The following is a 17,970-nucleotide window of genomic DNA, read 5'->3' on the forward strand; positions in this document are numbered from 1 at the left end:
CCTATCCGTCGTCATTTTCCGGAAACTTTAACTGCACTTTCATTGATTGGCTTCGATCAGACGCGACCTCAAAGGCAGTTACTGCCTCGCCAACTTCGAAGGAATGCGTCACCAACTGGTCGACGTATATTAGTCCGCTTCGCATCATCTCGACCGCGACTGAGAACTCGGAATGGAAACGGAAAGACCCGCGAAGCACTATCTCTTTTGCAGTCAACGCCTGCATCGGCACAGTCATATCTCCACCCAGACCAAGTTGAACCAATGTTCCACCCGGTCGCAAGCATGCGACGCCAGAAGCCAGAGCCGATTGAGCCCCAGAACACTCCAGTTGGACATCAACCTGGCCCTTGTCGTTTTCAAACTGCTCCAGTTTTTGCGGATCGGCGTAGGTGTTGATGACATCGTCTGCCCCGCATTCACTCGCAAGAGCGAGGGTCTGGTCCGAGATATCCGTCGCCACTATTCTGGCCGCTCCAGAACGACGTACCGCCAAGATCGTGAGGCAGCCAATCGGACCGCATCCCGTGATAAGTACCGTTTTGCCTAAGAGGTTCCCGGCTTGTTTAATCGCGTGCAAACAGACAGCCAGAGGTTCGGCCATAGCGGCCTGCGCAGGGCTCAACCCATCTGCCGGAACACATTGACTGGCTTTCGCCACGAGTTTGCTTTGAAAAGCGCCTTGGATATGCGGGAACGGCATCGCGCTGCCATAGAACTTCATATCAAGACAGTGGTTTTGCTGCCCGTTCAGACAATAAATGCAGGCTTGGCAAGGGCGGGATGGAGAAACTGCAACCAGTTGGCCTAAGTGCAGCCCCTGCACACTTGACCCGACTTTCACGATTTCTCCGGCGACTTCATGTCCTAGCACCATCGGCTGACGCAACTTGATCGCACCGAAACCACCGTGGTTATAATAATGCAGGTCAGAGCCGCAAATCCCACCCGCGCGCATGGCAATCAAGACTTCGTCTGGCCCCACGTCATGTACGTCCCGGTTTTCCAACCTCAGATCTTTTGCGGCATGGATAACAACAGCAACATTGGCCGAAGACATTGCACAGACTCCCTATACATATTGCCAAAAGATACGGATAGTCGGTGCTGACAACCAAGGGGTTTTTGCATGATGCTTGAAATGTTCAACCTAGAGGGAACACGCGCACTAGTAACAGGCTCTAGCCAAGGCATTGGATTTGCGTTGGCCCGTGGCTTGGCTGCCGCCGGTTCGCAAGTCGTTTTGAACGGGCGCGACACCGCGAAACTAGCGGCAGCAGCATCCGAGTTGAGCGAAACAGGCGCCTCGGTACGTGAACTTTCGTTCGATGCAACCGATCATGAAGGTGTCCGATCTGCCGTGGACAACTTTGAAGACAATGTCGGCCCCATAGACATCCTGATAAACAACGCCGGAATGCAACACAGGACGGAGCTACAGGATTTCCCCGCTGATGCCTTCGAGCACCTACTACAGACAAATGTAGCGTCCGTCTTTCATGTCGGTCAGGCTGTGGCACGGCACATGATTGAAAGAAAGTCAGGCAAGATCATTAACATTGCGTCGGTTCAATCCGCATTGGCAAGACCGGGTATTGCGCCTTACACGGCGACAAAAGGTGCCGTGACCAACCTTACAAAAGGAATGGCGACTGATTGGGCTAAGTATGGCCTAAACTGCAATGCCATTGCGCCTGGATATTTCGATACACCTTTGAACGCCGCATTGGTTGCTGACCCTGAGTTTAGTGCATGGCTCGAGAAACGCACCCCGGCCGGTCGCTGGGGCAATGTGGAAGAACTTGTCGGCGCCGCCATATTCCTTGCCTCCCCTGCATCCAGTTTCGTCAATGGACATACTCTCTACGTTGATGGCGGAATAACGGCGTCACTTTGATTTGTGTCTTTCAACCGTCTGCTTGGTACGACTGACGCAGGCTTTGTTTAAAGCGCCGACGCCAAAGCAATCACCACAACAACCATCAATGAAGCCGCCATCGCAAAGTTGATCCTTTGATGTGATCTCTCACTTAAATCAAGGCTGCCTAGCTTTGCGCCAGCACCCAGCCAGATCATGTGCACTGGCACCCAAATCATATTGAATATTACGATTTTTATGACGACCTCCCAAACGGGCGCATCGGGCAAAAAGGCAAACCCTGAAAACAATGCAGTGCCGACCACGTAAGCCTTGGGATTAATGAACTGAAGTGTCAGCCCGTTCGCAAAACCAAGTGGCGAGACCGCGGGGGAAAACCCGACCTTTGAGCCAGCTCTTGCAATACGCCAGACAAGAAATCCCAAATACCCAACAGAGGCAAATAGCAGCAAAGTTCTAAGTACCGGTATAGCCAAAGCTACTGCAGCGACTCCAGAGACAACAAACATCATGTTGATGAACCCGCCCAGCATCAAACCGGCCACAAAAGCGAGCCCAGCTCGAAAACCAAATGCTGATCCAATACCCGCAGTTGTCAAAACACCTGGGCCCGGCGTAATCAGCAGAAAGAAAACCGCAACGGCAAACTCAAACACTATTCAGATTGGCCTTCTACAGATCTCTGCATTCCGGCACAGCTGTGATCACCGATCCGTCCTTATGGTGTTGCAGCAGATTGTCGACAGTCAGGTCACCCATTGCTGCACGCGTCTCAAAAGTCGCGCTACCAGCGTGAGGGAGCAGAACGACATTGGACAACTCGCGCAATGCTTTTGGAACGCGCGGTTCGTCCTCGAAGACATCAAGCCCTGCCCACCCGAGCTCACCGTTTTGCAATGCACTAATTAAGGCAGTTTCGTCGACAACCGAACCTCGACTAACGTTTATCAGAGTGCCGCCTGCCCCCAACGCGCGCAACACCTCAGCGTTGACCAGCTTATTGGTCGACGGGCCGCCGGGCGTGATGCATATGAGGACGTCCACATGCTCTGCCATTTCAACCAAATTGTCGAAATATCGGTACGGGACATCCTTTTGATTGCGGGTGTGATAAGAGATTTCGGGTGCCCACGGCTCCAACTTATCAACAATCGCCTGACCAATGCGACCAAGACCAAGAATGCCTAATTTTTGATTGTCCGCTGATCGCGTCAAAGGGGCATTACCTTCAACTTCCCACCGTCCGGACCGTACGTAATTATCGTCACCTATGAGCTCTCGATAACATGACAGCAACAGCAGAACGGCGGTGGTTGCGACTTCTTTGTTCAAAACATTGGGTGTGTGCGTCACGACAATCCCGCGCTCAGCCGCGGCATTTGCGTCGACGGCGTCGTAACCGACTCCATAGACGCTGATCATCTTCAAACTGCTGAGTGATGTCATCAGGTCATGCGGAACGCCATCATGCCCATTTGTAACGATATGTGTTATACTATCCGCGCTGAAATCGTCCAATTGATGAATATTGAACACTGTGGCCAGGCGTTCTCGCATCCGTTCAGTGATCCCTCCGATTTGCAATAAGTCAGTCATCTTGGCCGACCTCTTGCCGCTGAACGCCAAGCCCATCGATGCGAAGCTCCATGACGTCGCCTTTTTTCAGGTAAACTGGTTCCGGTTTGATCCCCATTCCAACACCGGGCGGTGTTCCAGTTGAAATGACGTCACCGGGATGCAGTGTGAAAAGTTGGCTTAGATGTTCAATGATCTCGGCAACGGAAAAGATCATCGTAGCAGTATTCCCGGTTTGCATGCGCTGACCGTTTACATCCAGTGACATACCAAGACTTTGAGGATCCGGCACCTCATCCTGGGTCACTAGCCAAGGGCCAGTAGGGCCAAATGTGTCGCAAGACTTGCCTTTGGTCCATTGACCGGTCAGTTGAGTTTGAAAATGCCTTTCCGACACGTCGTTTACGATGCAATAGCCGGCAACGTATTCGAGCGCGTCGGCCTTGGAAACGTATTTGGCTGTTTTGCCTATGACGACGCCCAGTTCGCATTCCCAGTCGGTGTGTGTAGATCCCCGCGGCATTACAACTTCGTCATATGCACCAATGACTGCTGAGTTAGCCTTGAAAAAAAGTATCGGATGCTCGGGAATATCTGCGCCGGTTTCTGCAGCATGGTCCGAGTAGTTCAAACCGATGCAAAGAAATTTACCGATGTCACCGACACACGGTGCGATACGAGGGTCACCCTCTACAATTGGCAGGTTGTTCGGATCCAATGAGCGCAGGTTATCAAGCGTTCCGTCATCCAACATATCACCCGTAATATCAATGATATGAGCGGACAGATCCCGCAATTGGCCCTCAGCGTCGACCAACGCAGGCTTTTCCGAGCCCTCTACTCCGTAACGAACAAGTTTCATTTCTGTTCCTTTTAGTGATTGTCGCGTGGCATGAATCCTCGCGCGATATCGTGGTAGTTTTCTGCCCCCTTGAGCGTCATACCGCGATCCAAACGATCTACTTTTTCGCGGAATATTTCCTGCCACGGGGATTGGTTGGGCGGCATTGCATACCCTCCCTTTGCCTCCAGGTCGCGGGCGCGTTCATGCAGTTCTTCAAGCGAAACCAGAATATCTGCTGTGCCTTTGCCAAGATCGATGCGCAGTCGGTCGCCATTTCGCACCAAGGCTAACCCACCACCCTCTGCAGCTTCGGGTGAAGCATTCAGGATAGACGGGCTTCCTGATGTACCAGATTGCCGTCCATCACCGATGCAAGGAAGGGCTTCGATGCCTTGCTTCAACAAATATGCGGGCGGGCGCATGTTCACGACCTCTGCAGCACCCGGGTATCCTTTTGGTCCTGCTCCGCGCATGATCAGAATACAGTTTGCGTCGATGTTTTCTGCGGGATCATCGATCCGATGGTGAAAGTCCTCAGGCCCATCAAACACAATCGCCCTGCCCTCAAACGCATTTGGATCATCCGGGTTCGACAGGTAGGTCTCTCGAAATGCCTTTGAGATCACAGATGTTTTCATTATCGCACTTTCGAACAGGTTGCCCGAGAGATTGATGAACCCCGCCTGTTGCTTGACCGGGCTACCGACTGGCTTGATTACTTCGCTATTCTGAGACCGGCGCGCCGAGCAATTGTTGCCCATTGTCTTGCCGTTCACCGTTATCGCATCGGGATGCGGCAGCAATCCAGCATCAAGAAGCTCTCCGACAACGGCCGGAACACCCCCGGCCTGTTGGTAATCTTCGCCCAGATACTCACCCGCAGGCTGCATGTTTACCAACAGAGGAACGTCGTGGCCAAGGTTCTGCCAGTCATCGTTGTTCAATGGAACACCAAGATGCCGGGCGATTGCATTCAGGTGGATCGGCGCGTTCGTCGATCCACCAATCGCAGAGTTGATAACAATCGCATTCTCAAAAGCCTGACGTGTCATCACATCGCTAGGGCGCAGATCCTCCCAGACCATGTCCACAATACGTTTGCCGGTTTCATAACTGATTTGACCGCGCTCTCTATACGGGGCTGGTATGGCTGCTGATCCGGGCAATTGCATACCCAAGGCTTCAGCAAGCGAATTCATGGTCGTTGCTGTTCCCATCGTATTGCAATACCCCACTGAAGGTGCTGCGGCGGCTGCGATTTCCATGAACTCGTCGGTGTCGATTTGGTCAGCCGCAAGGTCTTCGCGCGCTTTCCAAATAACCGTTCCCGATCCGGCGCGCTCGCCTTTCCACCAACCGTTGAGCATGGGGCCGACCGACAGGGCGATCGCTGGGATGTTGACAGTCGCAGCGGCCATGAGAAGTGCGGGAGTAGTCTTGTCGCAACCAATGTTCAGAACAACGCCATCAATCGGATACCCAAATAGACTCTCAACCAAGGAGAGATAAGCCAGATTGCGGTCAAGTGAGGCCGTTGGCCGTTTGCCGGTCTCTTGTATCGGGTGGACCGGTATTTCGATGCACGTTCCCCCGGCGGCGATGATTCCGTCGCGAACGCGTTTGGACAACTCGATATGATGCCGGTTGCAGGGGCTCAAATCACTGCCAGTCTGAGCAATGCCAATGATCGGTTTGCCTGATTGCAGCTCTGCACGGGTCAACCCGTAATTCAGGTATCTTTCCAGATACAATGCAGTCATCTCAAGGTTCTCGGAATTCATAAACCACTTGCGAGATCGCAGATCGTCCTTTGATACTTTTGTCATTGGGCTGACCAACCTCCGTCAATTTTATGTGTCTGTACTGTGGTGCATGCACTCTCAACCCATGCCGGATAGACGATCAACGCAGCAATCTCTTCCGCTTTCGCTACACGCCCGGCAGACTGAGGCGACACGAATTGAGCAAGCGCTTCTTTTCTGCTGCCCAGCTGCTCTCCCAGCGCATCTACGCGGTCACGCCTGCTGGGACTCTCGACTGTTCCAGGGCAAGTACAATTGCACCGAATTTCTCGCACTATTAAATCCACGGTCACCGATTTCGTCACCCCAACAACGGCAGCCTTTGTCGTGCACACCATTGAGCGCAGATTGTGGTCCATGGCGAAATCCCTTTCACCATCCGTTGCATCAAGAATAGTTCCGTGATGCACGAACCCGTCGCCGTTGAACAAAACATCTGGCTTCAATCGCGCGACCCCATGATGAATACTGCTATTATTCGCCACATTCATCTCGAAAATTTCGTGATTTTCGAGATTCTGACCGCGAATCGAATTTAGATTTTTGGAGTTTATATCCGTCGCATAGTCTTTCGCACCCCTTCTTGCCGATGCAATCGTGCTTGCAATTCTGATCCTTTGTGAGGTGGCTACGGCTAGGTCGCGCTTCTCCTTAAGCCTTTCTAACATATAAATATTCCGACTCATAAGGTGGCGGTTGAACGCGTGTTATTTCGTTCCACAGATCAACCGAAAAGCAAAGAAACCTTGGCGGTTCAGCAACGAATTCTGGCATGTGGGCACAGAGCCGTTAGCGTATGATAGAGATTTTGGTTTGGCCATAACCATGCGTGGCGCACCTTGGGAAGGACGTAGATGATGAGCAAGCAGTTCAAAGTGGCTCTGTTGGGAACCGGCCTGATGGGTGCCCCCATGGCGCGGAATATTTTGCGCGCCGAATTTCCGCTCACTGTTTGGAACCGCAGCTTGGAAAAGGCAAAACCGTTAACAGCAGAAGGCGCGAAATTGGCGGAATCTGCGCCGCTGGCGATTTCGGGTGCAGACGTAATAATAACCATGCTCTCGGATGGATACGCGACCGGCGCGCTACTTTCTGATGAGGCTTTCCGCGAACAACTCAAACCGGGGATGATCTGGATTGATATGTCCAGCGCCAAACCCGAACACGCCAGAGAGCAATCCGCGCAATTGTCCTCGATGGGGGTGCAGCATCTGGATGCCCCGGTTTCCGGCGGCACCATGGGTGCAGAAGCTGGCACCCTCGCGATCATGGTCGGTGGCGATCAGGACGTTTTGGAGCGCGTGCGGCCGGTTCTGACGGCAATGGGACGTCCTGTGCATGTAGGCCCAAGTGGTTCTGGTCAATTGTGCAAATTGGCCAATCAAACAATTGTCGCTGTGACAATATCGGCCGTCGCCGAAGCGACACTACTGGCTCAGCAAGGCGGTGCAGACCCCACCGCGTTGAGGGCCGCACTGAAGGGGGGCTTTGCGGACAGTATTATCTTACAACAACATGGCGAACGCATGTCTGATGGAAATTTTGTACCAGGAGGTTTGTCTAAGTTTCAAATAAAGGACTTGGACAACACGCTAGAAGAAGCGCGCAGCCTTGGCGTTGAGCTACCCAGCACCCAATCCGTGCGCAACCGTTTCGAATATTTGATAAATGAAATGGATGGGGCCGAACTGGATCATTCGGCTTTGTATCTGGAACTCAAAAAACGGAATGGAATGTTGTGACGCGGGTACTTGTTATAGGCGGTGGAGGAATGCTGGGCCAGAAACTGGCCCAACGCGTTTCGACCCAAGAAATTTTTGGAGCAAATGCCCAAATCTCACTGTTCGATCTCTCATTCCCGCTCGACAGTGCGCCAGGTAAGCAAATTGTGGGAAACTTGACCACGTCAGGCATCGCCAAGTCGGTTGCAGCTCAGCGCCCGGACGTCATATTTCACCTTGCAGCTATCGTTTCAGGCCAAGCTGAAACTGACTTTGCGTTGGGTTGGGATGTCAATCTTATGGCGACCTGGACACTGCTGAACACACTCAAGGATGAACACGAGGCGTCAGGAGGCGAGTACAAGCCTCGTCTGGTTTTTGCCTCGTCCATAGCAGTTTTCGGGGCACCGTTCCCCGAAAAGATAAGCGATGAGTTTCTATCGGCTCCTTTGACCAGTTACGGAGCGCAGAAAGCGGCGTCTGAATTGATGATCACGGATTTCAGCAGGAAGGGGTATATCGACGGTGTTTCCTTACGCTTGCCCACTTTGTGTGTGCGCCCTGGCAAAGCCAACGCTGCCGCTTCGTCCTTCTTTTCAGGTATTATCCGAGAGCCGTTGAATGGGGTTGAGGCTGTCTTGCCTGTTGCCGAAACTGTTCGCCACTGGCACGCCAGCCCCCGCGCCGCTGCAACTTTTTTGACCCACGCAGCAACAATCGACACGCGGCTTTTGAATGACCGACGCGCGTTGAACATGCCGGGCGTAAGCTGCACCGTCGCAGAACAAATCGAAGCGCTGCGCGCCGCGGCCGGCCAAGATGCAGTTGGCCTCATCAGACGAGAACCCGACGAGGCAATCGAACGAATAGTCAAGAATTGGCCGCGCGACTTTCAAACAGATCGCACTCTGGAGTTGGGGTTCGAGGCGGAATCAAGCTTCGACGAAATCATTCAGGTGTATTTGGAAGACGATTTTCGGCGCTAGTCGCCCATCGTCTTTCCAGTTAGGTGGCGTTTCAGATGATCGTGAATTTTCTCTCGTGTTAACTGTTCATCCCCTGACAATGCTGCCTCGAGTATATCCGCATGGTGTCTTATGTTCTGAGAAATGAACTCAAAGTTCCGGTCTGCCACCATCAACTGCTGTCTGAATTGCGCGTAAACTCGGCCATGCATTTGTTTTAAGGTTTCCGAGCCACAGGCAGAAATAAGCGTTTGGTGAAACTCCTTCTCCGAGGCAAACCATATCTCGATAAGGCCGCTCGGGTCGTCTGTGGCATGTATGCGTTTTTCGATGTGGCTAAGTTTGTGATGCGCGGCCGTCAGTCTTGCTTCCCAATCCACCCCGCCACTACGGATTGACATTGCTGTACCTTCGGCCTCCAACAAAACACGGACATGTGTCAATTCGATAAGCTTCTGCGGCGAACGTATTGGCACGCGGAAACCTTTTTGTTCCTGAAAGTCCACCAATCCAACAGCGGACAATCGAAAAAGGACTTCACGAACTGCGCTCGCAGAACAGCCATACTCTTTACGTAGTTCTTCGGCCCTCACCTTGGCTCCATGCTCGAATCCGTTCGAGACTAGGCGCATTTTAAGATCTTGATAAATATCGACTTCTTCTTTCATCCCGGTATGCGCCTTCAATTTTTGTCCAAGTAGCGTCCTAAGCCTATTTTCGAATTTATGCAAGAATCTCGAAATTATCAGAAATTTCAAATTCTTCTTGTTGCATTCGATTCGTCGGCTTAACGTTTATCTGCGTGACGGCAAAGGAGGCAGCAAGATCTCCCACTCCGCGCGTCGCTCAACGTCTGGGAGGACAATATGAAAATAGTCAAGACAGCGGCCGTGGCGGCCTTAGCCACGACAATGGCAGCCGGTTTCGCGATGGCTGAAACCACGAAGCTTAGAATTCAAACCCATTTTTCGCCCGAAACTCTGTCGGGCCAGATGGCTGCAAAATTCGTTGAAGACATTCAGGAAATGTCGAACGGCGAAATCGAAGTTGAAATGTTCTATTCCTCTTCGGTGGTCAAGTCAGTTGAGACCTTCGATGCCGCAGCTACAGGCATTCTTGATTGCGACATGACGGGCGGCGGCTATCAAACCGGTAAAAATCCGGCCTTCCAGTTTGCGGGCGACCTGCTCGGCGGGTATCAGAACCCCTATCAGCAAATGGCTTGGCTTCTTCATGGCGGCGGAAGAGAAGCCGTAAATGATCTATACAACGGCTACGACATGGAGTTCATCGGATGGTGGATTCCCGGGCCGGAGTCGCTTTCTTCGACCAAGCCGATTGCTAAAGTGGAAGACTTCAAGGATTGGAAGTTCCGCTCGCCTCCGGGCCTTGCAACAAAAGTGTTCGCGGAACTTGGTGCTTCTCCGATCGTGATGGACTTCAACGAAATCTTCACAGCTTTGGAAACCGGCATCATTGATGGTGCGGATGCTGCGAACCTGACGAACAATGTGGGCCTGGGCCTGTACGAGATCGCAGGTCACACAAACTATCCCGGTTTCCACTCGATGCCCGCGGACCACCTTGCCTGTCGCAAAGACGTTTGGGAAGCAATGCCCGCACACCATAAGAAGATCATGGAAGTCGCAATGGATAGCCTGGCATTGCACAATGCGACCATCAACGAAGTGCAGAACGCTCAGACTGCAAAAGACCTGAAAGCAAAAGGCGTTCAGTTGTACGAATGGTCGCCTGAAGATCTGGCAGCCTACCGCGCGGCCGTTCAAGTCGGGTGGACTGAGTTCGCAACGACCCCTGAAGCACAGGCGCTGCTGGAAAGCCACATCAACTTCCTGCGTGACCTGGGCGCGATGCAGTAGTCAGGCTGCGACCGACTTACGACACACGGAAAGGCCGCACTAGCGGCCTCTCCGGTTCGGCGCCGGGATCCAGAGCTTCATGAAAATCACCAGAATAATAAGTCACGTACTGCAGTACGACATGCCGGAAGTTCTGGGCTACTCGCAACAGTATTATGACAAGCGTACAACTCATCTGGTCGAGGTTCAGACAGATGAAGGGGTAACTGGTTGGGGGGAGTGCTTTGGTCCCGGAAACGTGGCCATTGCCAACAAATCCATCGTGGAAAAGGTCATCCAACCAATGGTTCTTGGCATGGACCCTTTGGACAAAGACGTGATCTGGCACAAGGTGTACAACCTTTTGCGAGACCATGGCCAAAGCGGAATGCCAATACAGGCTTTGTCCGGTGTGGACATCGCACTTTGGGACATCACCGGCAAAATCTCTGGCCTCCCCCTCCATAAGCTTGTCGGCGGCGCACATCGCGCAAGCGTTCCTTGCTACGGCTACGGCATGATGCTCAGGGAAGAACCGATTTCCAATCTGGCCAGCCGTTTTGAGGATGAAGCCTCAAAGATCAAGGAAATGGGCTTCACCGCCACCAAAATGAAAACGGGCTTTGGCGCGAAGCCTGATGTGAAGCTGTGCGAAGCCGTTCGACGCGGGGTTGGTGACGACTTTCCCTTTATGGTTGATGCAAACCATGCCTATACGACTTCGGACGCATTCTACGTCGGTCGGTCGCTGGAAGAACTAGACGCATATTGGTTCGAAGAACCCGTCGCGCCAGAAGACATTGACGGATACCGCGAATTGCGCACTTCGCTGAAAGTCAACATTTCGGGCGGCGAGACAGTATTCAATCGCTGGGCCTGGCGCAGTCTTCTTGAAAATCGCGGCATCGATATAGCGCAGCCAGAAGTTTGCGCTTTGGGCGGTGTTTCAGAGTATCTCAGGGTACTGGCCCTATGCCACGCACATTTCACTCCGGTCGTAAATCACGTCTGGGGTAGCGCCATCGCTGTCGCAACTAATCTGCATTTACTGGCGGCCATGCCCGCGATTCCAGGCGGCTTGCATCCGTGGGAGCCGATGCTGGAGTTCGACACAACGGACAACAAGTTTCGGGACGATCTGCTGACCGTACCGCTGGGAATTCAAAATCAAGTCAAGGCCAACAACGGTCGTGTCATGATCCCGACTGGGCCCGGACTGGGTGTCGAGCCGGATCGAGACTTTGTCGATCACTACAGGATCGAAGGATAGGGACGAGGGTTACGCGATGCACAAGAATTCAGGCGGACCAATTGAATGGCTCATACCGTTGGCCTTCGTCGCGACGGCGAGTTGGCTTGTTTGGCATCTCCCTGCATTCCTATTGGATTGGCTGCCCTACACCTCTGAATCCCTCAAAAGTCAGGTAACAGAAATATATCTGCGCAGCGACATCACGCCCGAATTGTCTGGCGTGTTCGGGGGTTATGTCGACATCATCGACGTCGCCGCGCTCGTCCTTCTACCGTTTCTTGCAGTGATTGGCACCAAGACAGTGCGCCCAGCGACGATGGAGTTCGAAGGCACGACGGTTATGGATCGTTTCGCCCTGTTCATAGGACGAGTTACGATGATGATGATCGCAATCATGACTGTCGTCATGCTCTACGAAGTCTTCATGCGCTATATCCTGGAAAAGCCGACCGAGTGGGCCAACGAAATGACACTTTGGTTCGCCAGCTTTGTGTTTTTGATGTCCGGCTACTACGCCATGCAGCAACGCAGTCACATTCGAATATTCCTGCTCTACGACGCAGTTCCACGTTGGCTTCAACGCGTTTTTGATACGGTTTCGACAATACTGATCGTGCTGTTTGCCTTCTTTTTGGTCTACGGCAGCTACAAACAGGTGTTCGTCAACAAGCTCTATAAATGGGAGCTTTATGGCTCCGCCTTCAATCCTCCGATCCCGGCGACGTTGCAGCCGATGGTGCTGATCGTGATTACGCTCGTCGCAATGCAAGCAATTTTGAACTTGATCGCTGATTGGAACAAAGAACCGGAAATCCACACAGATGAACCGGACGAAGACGAAATTGAAATGATCAAACGAGCGGTGGGACAAGACTGATGGATATTGGAACAATCTCACTCATCCTGATGGTCGCCCTGATCGTGCTTCTGGCGATCGGAATGCCCTTGGGTCTGGCCTCGGCTTCGCTTGCGGTTCTGGTTCTTGTCCTGAAGTTCGAACCGACACTGCTTTTGAACCCGTTTTCATTCGGCGACGGGGTTCTCACCGGTCGGCCAGGGACTGGGCCGCTCTATATCCTGGCACAGAAAATATACGGGCTCTTAACGGACTACGTGCTCATATCAGTGCCATTGTTTATCTTCATGGCGTCGCTGCTAGAGCGGTCCGGGATCGCGCGTGACATGTATTCGTCGCTGAATGTCTGGCTGTCCAGAACACGCGGCGGCATCGCGATCGTGACCTCGATCATGGCGGTGATCATGGCAGCCATGTCCGGCATAATCGGTGGTGAGGTTGTCCTGCTGGGACTTATCGCCCTTCCCCAGATGCTGCGCCTAGGGTACGATCAAAATCTCGCGATCGGCGTCATCTGCGCCTCGGGTTCGCTGGGCACCATGATCCCTCCCTCCATCGTTCTGATCATCTATGGGCTGATCACCGAAACCTCGATCAAGTCGCTGTTCACCGCGTCTTTCATTCCCGGCTTCATGCTGGCCTCGATGATCATCCTGTACATCATCATCCGCACGCAGTTGAATCCTCATCACGCTCCGCTGCCGGAACCGGATCCGAACGACCCCGAACCGGCCGAAAAACGCAAACTGTTTGGGGCCTTCATGAGCATCGTCGTCGCCGGATTTTCCACCGTTCTGTTTATCCGGGCCGCGTTTTTCGAGCTCTCAGGCTCGAACGCTGCCAGCCAGGGTGAGCCCGCGAGGCTGGGAACGGCTGACTACCTGCCCTGGTTTGCCGGCATCACGATCGTTGCCCTTCTGCTGATCTTCTTCGTCTTTGGCAGAGAGCGCGCTAAAATCGGGTGGGAAATGGGCAAAGGCCTCGTCGCTCCGCTGGTCGTCATCGGCGTCGTGCTCGGCTCGATCTATGGCGGGATCACAGGCATCACCGAGGCTGCGGGCATGGGCGCCTTCGCCGTTCTGATTATCGCCATCCTGCGGGGCGAAGGATCGTTCGAGCTGGTTTGGGACAGCTTGATGCGAACCCTAAAATCCACAGGCACCATCATCTGGGTTACGATCGGGGCCGCCGCGCTGGCGGGTGCCTACACCATTGCTGGCGGGCCCCAATACGTGGCCGACCTAATCGTCGGCCAGGAGCTGCCAACCATGCTGGTCATTCTGGTGATGATGCTGATCTTGCTGTTCATGGGCGCATTCATGGATTGGGTCGGCATCGTGCTGTTGATTATTCCGGTCTTTCTGCCGATCGTCCTGCGCCTTCCTATCGAAGAAATCGGAGTCTTTGGCCAGTTGGAGCCGAGTCATGTCGCCATCTGGTTCGGCGTCGTGTTCTGTATGAACATGCAGGTCAGCTTCCTCTCGCCCCCATTTGGCCCGGCCGCGTTCTACCTGAAGTCGGTGGCCCCGCCACATATCAGTCTGACGGATATCTTCCGCGGCTTCCTGCCATTCATCGGGATCCAGTTGCTGGCGCTTTCCGTTCTTCTGATTTGGCCGGGCATCATCGCGCTGCTGTTGTGAGGTCGCACCCATGCTGACACAAGATCAGATTGGCAAGTTCCAGACGGACGGATACCTCGTGGTCGAGGATGTTATCCCTGCCGATGTCCTTGATCGGGTACAGACCGAATACTCGGATGTCCTGAGCCGGCTCTATGACGGTTGGTACGAAAAAGGGCTGGTCAAGGACGAACCGTCTGGAATGACCTTCTGGGACAAACTTCTGTCCGCCTATCAGGCCGGTTGCGACTATTTCCAGCCGCTTGACATCTCGTTGCCCGGCGATCGGATCAAGGCGGACACACCATTCCATATCGGGCCTGCAGTGTTCGACTTGCTAACGGCCCGGCCCATGCTTGACATTGTCGAGCAGTTGATCGGGCCAGAGTTGGTGAGCAATCCAATCCAGCACGTTCGGCTGAAGCCCCCCGCTCTCAAGCTGTCCAAGGATGAGGTGCGCGCGCACATCACAGCGACGGACTGGCATCAGGACCGGGCGGTTGCGTTGGAGGATGCGGATCAGACCGACATGGTCACGGTGTGGATTGCCGTCAACCATGCAACGGTCGAAAACGGCTGCCTGCAAGTGCTGCCAAAGGAACAGGACCAATCCATCCTACCGCATTGCGCGCGGACGCAGACTGGTATTGCCGACGGATTCATTGACGAAGGCCGGGCTGTGCCCCTTCCTGTCAAGGCGGGCGGGATCATCCTGTTTCACCCTCTGACGCCACATGCTTCGCTGGTCAATGAAACGGACCGGTTCCGCTGGTCGTTCGACATCCGCTTCAGTGCGGCAGGCCAGCCCACCGGTCGAGACCATTTCCCCAGCTTCATCGCTAGGTCCAGATCGCGCCCCGAAACCGAACTGCGAGATTGGCGTGTCTGCAAGTCCAATTGGGAAGCGGCGCGAGCAAGGCTGTCCGGACAACCGCACATAGATATTCACCGGTGGACATCGGATTCACCGTTCTGCGCCTAGCTGCTGCCGCCAGGAAAGCTGATTATGACTTTTGTACGTTTAGATAGAACGGATAGCGTGGTTGTTACAACTCGGTTCCTGGATGCCGGCAGTATGGTGGAGGATGTCATGACCAATACGCGCATCCCCTCGGGACACAAGGTCGCCACGCGGAATCTTGCACCCGGCGATCCTGTCAGAAAATACGCCCAGATTATCGGTTACGCCACCCAACCGATCGAACCTGGCGACCATGTGCACACCCACAATATCGAGTTCCGCAACACTAGTGTGGACTACGAGTTTGCGACGGATCACAGGCCCATGAAACCCGCCACCTCGGTCGATACGTTCATGGGCTACCACCGGGACAGTGGTCGGGTCGGCACGCGCAATTACATCGCGCTTCTGACCACAGTTAATTGTTCGGCGACTGCGGCCCGTATGATCGCCAACCACTTCACGCCGGACAAGTTGGCCGAGTTTCCGAACGTCGACGGCGTGGTGGCCTTTGTCCACGGAACGGGCTGCGGAATGGCCGATTCCGGCGACGGTTTCGAAGCACTTCAACGGGTCATGTGGGGGTTTGCGAAACATCCCAACCACGCTGCCGTTCTAATGGTCGGTCTGGGCTGCGAGATGAACCAAATCGACTGGCTGCTGGACGCATATGGTCTGAAGCAAAGTCCCACCTTCCAGACGATGAACATCCAGAACGTCGCGGGATTGCGCCGGACCGTGGAAATGGGCATCAGCAAGATCAACCAGATGCTACCCATTGCCAATGAGGCGCGGCGCAGCGAAGCCCCTGCGTCCGAACTGATGGTTGCGTTGCAATGCGGTGGATCGGACGCTTGGTCAGGTGTGACCGCTAACCCGGCGCTCGGGCATGCCTGCGACCTGTTGGTTGCCCAAGGAGGCACAGGAGTCCTTGCGGAAACGCCCGAAATCTACGGAGCCGAACACCTTTTGACCCGCCGCGCCCTTGGTCGTGCAACTGGGGAAAAACTGATCGGACTGATCGATTGGTGGCAGGACTATACCGCCCGCAATCACGGTTCGATGGACAACAACCCAAGCCCCGGCAACAAGCAAGGCGGTCTGACGACCATCCTTGAGAAGTCGCTGGGGGCAGCGGCGAAGGGCGGAACCACCCCATTGACCGGTGTATTCAAATACGCCGAACCCATCACCGCCAAAGGCTTCACCTTCATGGACAGCCCCGGATATGACCCGGCCTCGGTGACCGGGCAGATCGCGGCCGGGTGCAACCTTGTGTGCTTCACCACGGGGCGCGGTTCTGCCTTTGGGTCCAAACCGGCGCCTACGCTGAAAATCGCTACCAACTCTGAGTTGGCAGCGCGCATGGCCGAAGACATGGACGTGAATGCGGGCGACATTCTGACCAAAGGTGCCAGCGTCGAAGTGAAAGGACAGGAAATATACCGACGGCTGCTCCAAGTCGCCTCGGGCGCGCGAACCAAGTCCGAGGCGCAAGGCCTGGGTGACTACGAATTTGTTCCCTGGCAAATCGGAGCGGTGATGTGAAACGGATCCTTGTAGCTGGCGGCGGATTAATCGGTATCCGCCACCTCCGCGCCGTGATTGAGCATCCCGGCTGCATGTTGGTCGGATTGGCCGATCCAGACGGCTCGATCCAGATCGACGCGCCGCGTTTTTCCAGTATGGACGAGGTGAAGGGCCCGGTAGATGGCGTCATCATCGCGACGCCGACCCGCCTGCATGCCGAACATGGCATTCTGGCCGCATCCCGCGGTTGGCACATGCTGATCGAAAAGCCAGTTGCCGCATCGATCGATGATTCCCAGCGCCTTGGAACGGCCGTTCGCCAGGCCGATGTCCGCAGCCTTGTAGGCCACCATCGGCGGTATCACACAACCTTGCAGCGCCTGAAAGAGGTGATCGTGCAAGGTACGATCGGACAAGTCATCAACGTCTCGTTGCTGTGGGCCATGCGCAAACCCGAGAGCTATTTTGAACAGAACTGGCGGACGTCTGATGGTAGTCCAGTCATGATCAATCTGGTGCATGATATCGATGTCTTGCGCTTTGTGATCGGTGAAATCTCAGATGTCGTCGCCCTGCCCGGCGCGTCAATCCGCGGATCAGATCGCATAGAGAGCGGGGCTGTTGCGATCGCGTTCGAAAACGGTGCGACGGGCACGATCAGCTTTGCCGACACCGCACCTAGCCCTTGGGGGTTTGAGGCCGGAACCGGCGAGAACCCGAATATCGGCACGACCCACCAGGACATGATGTGGATCACGGGAACCAGCGGCGCTGTCAGTTTTCCCTCCATGACCCTGTGGCGTGGAAAGGATTGGGGCACTCCGGCCCAGAAAGACCAACTTACACGACCGGAACAACAACGCGCGCCGCTTGAAGCGCAACTGGATCACTTCCTTGACGTGATCAACGGCGCCCCTCCACTTATCGACGTGGAGGATGCAGCCCGGACGCTCGAGGTCACATCATGGATCGAACAGGGGCTCAAGGCGCGAACAGCTCGAGCGCGGGCACCGGCGTGATGGCCATGCGGCCCGGCAAAATTCCGGACCACTCAAAAACCAATGATTATCCGCCGGGAAATGTGAGCATTCAAACTGCAAAGCC

At 54.4% G+C, this 17,970-nt stretch carries 17 protein-coding genes; 10 read left to right on the forward strand and 7 right to left on the reverse strand.

Annotation, left to right across the window (positions count from 1 at the left end; translation table 11 throughout):
• Position 1: 1 nt before the first annotated feature.
• Positions 2-1,060: an L-idonate 5-dehydrogenase gene (locus GOV90_RS11120; RefSeq protein WP_171092044.1), complete on the reverse strand. Its 1,059-nt coding sequence runs from the start codon at positions 1,058-1,060 to the stop codon at positions 2-4.
• 69 nt (positions 1,061-1,129) lie between these two features.
• Between GOV90_RS11120 and GOV90_RS11125 the strand changes: the two genes are divergently transcribed.
• Positions 1,130-1,897, forward strand: coding sequence for an SDR family oxidoreductase (locus GOV90_RS11125; RefSeq protein ID WP_170777660.1), 768 nt, complete (start codon positions 1,130-1,132; stop codon positions 1,895-1,897).
• Positions 1,898-1,944: 47 nt separating this feature from the next.
• Here GOV90_RS11125 and GOV90_RS11130 read toward each other — a convergent pair whose 3' ends face one another.
• Genes GOV90_RS11130 through GOV90_RS11150 form a run of 5 tightly spaced genes read right to left on the reverse strand, consistent with a single transcriptional unit; the run spans position 1,945 to position 6,768 of the window.
• On the reverse strand, positions 1,945-2,535 hold the full coding sequence (locus GOV90_RS11130; protein ID WP_171092047.1) for a LysE family translocator: 591 nt from the start codon (positions 2,533-2,535) through the stop codon (positions 1,945-1,947).
• Positions 2,536-2,551: 16 nt separating this feature from the next.
• On the reverse strand, positions 2,552-3,475 hold the full coding sequence (locus GOV90_RS11135) for a 2-hydroxyacid dehydrogenase (protein ID WP_171092049.1): 924 nt from the start codon (positions 3,473-3,475) through the stop codon (positions 2,552-2,554).
• Complete coding sequence (locus GOV90_RS11140) at positions 3,468-4,316, reverse strand: fumarylacetoacetate hydrolase family protein (RefSeq protein WP_171092050.1); 849 nt, start codon at positions 4,314-4,316, stop codon at positions 3,468-3,470. The genes GOV90_RS11135 and GOV90_RS11140 overlap by 8 nt, the downstream gene beginning before the upstream one ends.
• A gap of 11 nt (positions 4,317-4,327) precedes the next feature.
• The gene (locus GOV90_RS11145; RefSeq protein WP_171092052.1) at positions 4,328-6,124 is read right to left on the reverse strand and encodes an IlvD/Edd family dehydratase; all 1,797 of its coding nucleotides are present in this window, start codon (positions 6,122-6,124) and stop codon (positions 4,328-4,330) included.
• On the reverse strand, positions 6,121-6,768 hold the full coding sequence (locus tag GOV90_RS11150) for an SDR family oxidoreductase (protein ID WP_171092631.1): 648 nt from the start codon (positions 6,766-6,768) through the stop codon (positions 6,121-6,123). The genes GOV90_RS11145 and GOV90_RS11150 overlap by 4 nt, the downstream gene beginning before the upstream one ends.
• Before the next feature lie 189 nt (positions 6,769-6,957).
• On the opposite strand from GOV90_RS11150, the gene GOV90_RS11155 reads away from it, so the two are divergent.
• The gene (locus GOV90_RS11155) at positions 6,958-7,842 is read left to right on the forward strand and encodes an NAD(P)-dependent oxidoreductase (RefSeq protein ID WP_171092054.1); all 885 of its coding nucleotides are present in this window, start codon (positions 6,958-6,960) and stop codon (positions 7,840-7,842) included.
• Between the two features lie 29 nt (positions 7,843-7,871).
• Positions 7,872-8,807: a D-erythronate dehydrogenase gene (denD, locus tag GOV90_RS11160; RefSeq protein WP_174825426.1), complete on the forward strand. Its 936-nt coding sequence runs from the start codon at positions 7,872-7,874 to the stop codon at positions 8,805-8,807.
• Here the strand turns inward: denD and GOV90_RS11165 are convergent.
• Entirely contained in the window at positions 8,804-9,454 is a 651-nt protein-coding gene (locus GOV90_RS11165; RefSeq protein WP_171092058.1) for a GntR family transcriptional regulator, read from the reverse strand. The genes denD and GOV90_RS11165 overlap by 4 nt on opposite strands.
• A gap of 198 nt (positions 9,455-9,652) precedes the next feature.
• Here GOV90_RS11165 and GOV90_RS11170 point away from each other — a divergent pair, with 198 nt between their 5' ends.
• The 7 genes from GOV90_RS11170 (at position 9,653) to GOV90_RS11200 (ending at position 17,885) form a co-directional block, all read left to right on the forward strand.
• Positions 9,653-10,666 carry a TRAP transporter substrate-binding protein gene (locus GOV90_RS11170; protein ID WP_171092060.1) on the forward strand — a complete coding sequence of 338 codons (1,014 nt, stop codon included), beginning with the start codon at positions 9,653-9,655 and terminating at the stop codon, positions 10,664-10,666.
• 79 nt (positions 10,667-10,745) lie between these two features.
• Complete coding sequence (locus GOV90_RS11175; RefSeq protein WP_171092062.1) at positions 10,746-11,915, forward strand: mandelate racemase/muconate lactonizing enzyme family protein; 1,170 nt, start codon at positions 10,746-10,748, stop codon at positions 11,913-11,915.
• Positions 11,916-11,931: 16 nt separating this feature from the next.
• Positions 11,932-12,774, forward strand: coding sequence for a TRAP transporter small permease subunit (locus tag GOV90_RS11180; protein WP_170558357.1), 843 nt, complete (start codon positions 11,932-11,934; stop codon positions 12,772-12,774).
• Positions 12,774-14,396: a TRAP transporter large permease subunit gene (locus GOV90_RS11185; RefSeq protein WP_142634770.1), complete on the forward strand. Its 1,623-nt coding sequence runs from the start codon at positions 12,774-12,776 to the stop codon at positions 14,394-14,396. Before GOV90_RS11180 ends, GOV90_RS11185 begins: the two co-directional genes overlap by 1 nt.
• 10 nt (positions 14,397-14,406) lie before the next feature.
• Positions 14,407-15,357, forward strand: coding sequence for a phytanoyl-CoA dioxygenase family protein (locus tag GOV90_RS11190; protein WP_171092064.1), 951 nt, complete (start codon positions 14,407-14,409; stop codon positions 15,355-15,357).
• Positions 15,358-15,381: 24 nt separating this feature from the next.
• Positions 15,382-16,884 (forward strand): UxaA family hydrolase, encoded by a 1,503-nt coding sequence (locus GOV90_RS11195; protein ID WP_171092066.1) that lies wholly within the window; start codon positions 15,382-15,384, stop codon positions 16,882-16,884.
• Entirely contained in the window at positions 16,881-17,885 is a 1,005-nt protein-coding gene (locus GOV90_RS11200; RefSeq protein WP_171092068.1) for a Gfo/Idh/MocA family protein, read from the forward strand. The genes GOV90_RS11195 and GOV90_RS11200 overlap by 4 nt, the downstream gene beginning before the upstream one ends.
• Positions 17,886-17,970: the final 85 nt, after the last annotated feature.

The organism is Ruegeria sp. HKCCA5929 (genome assembly GCF_013034525.1).
Taxonomy (GTDB): Bacteria; Pseudomonadota; Alphaproteobacteria; order Rhodobacterales; family Rhodobacteraceae; genus Ruegeria.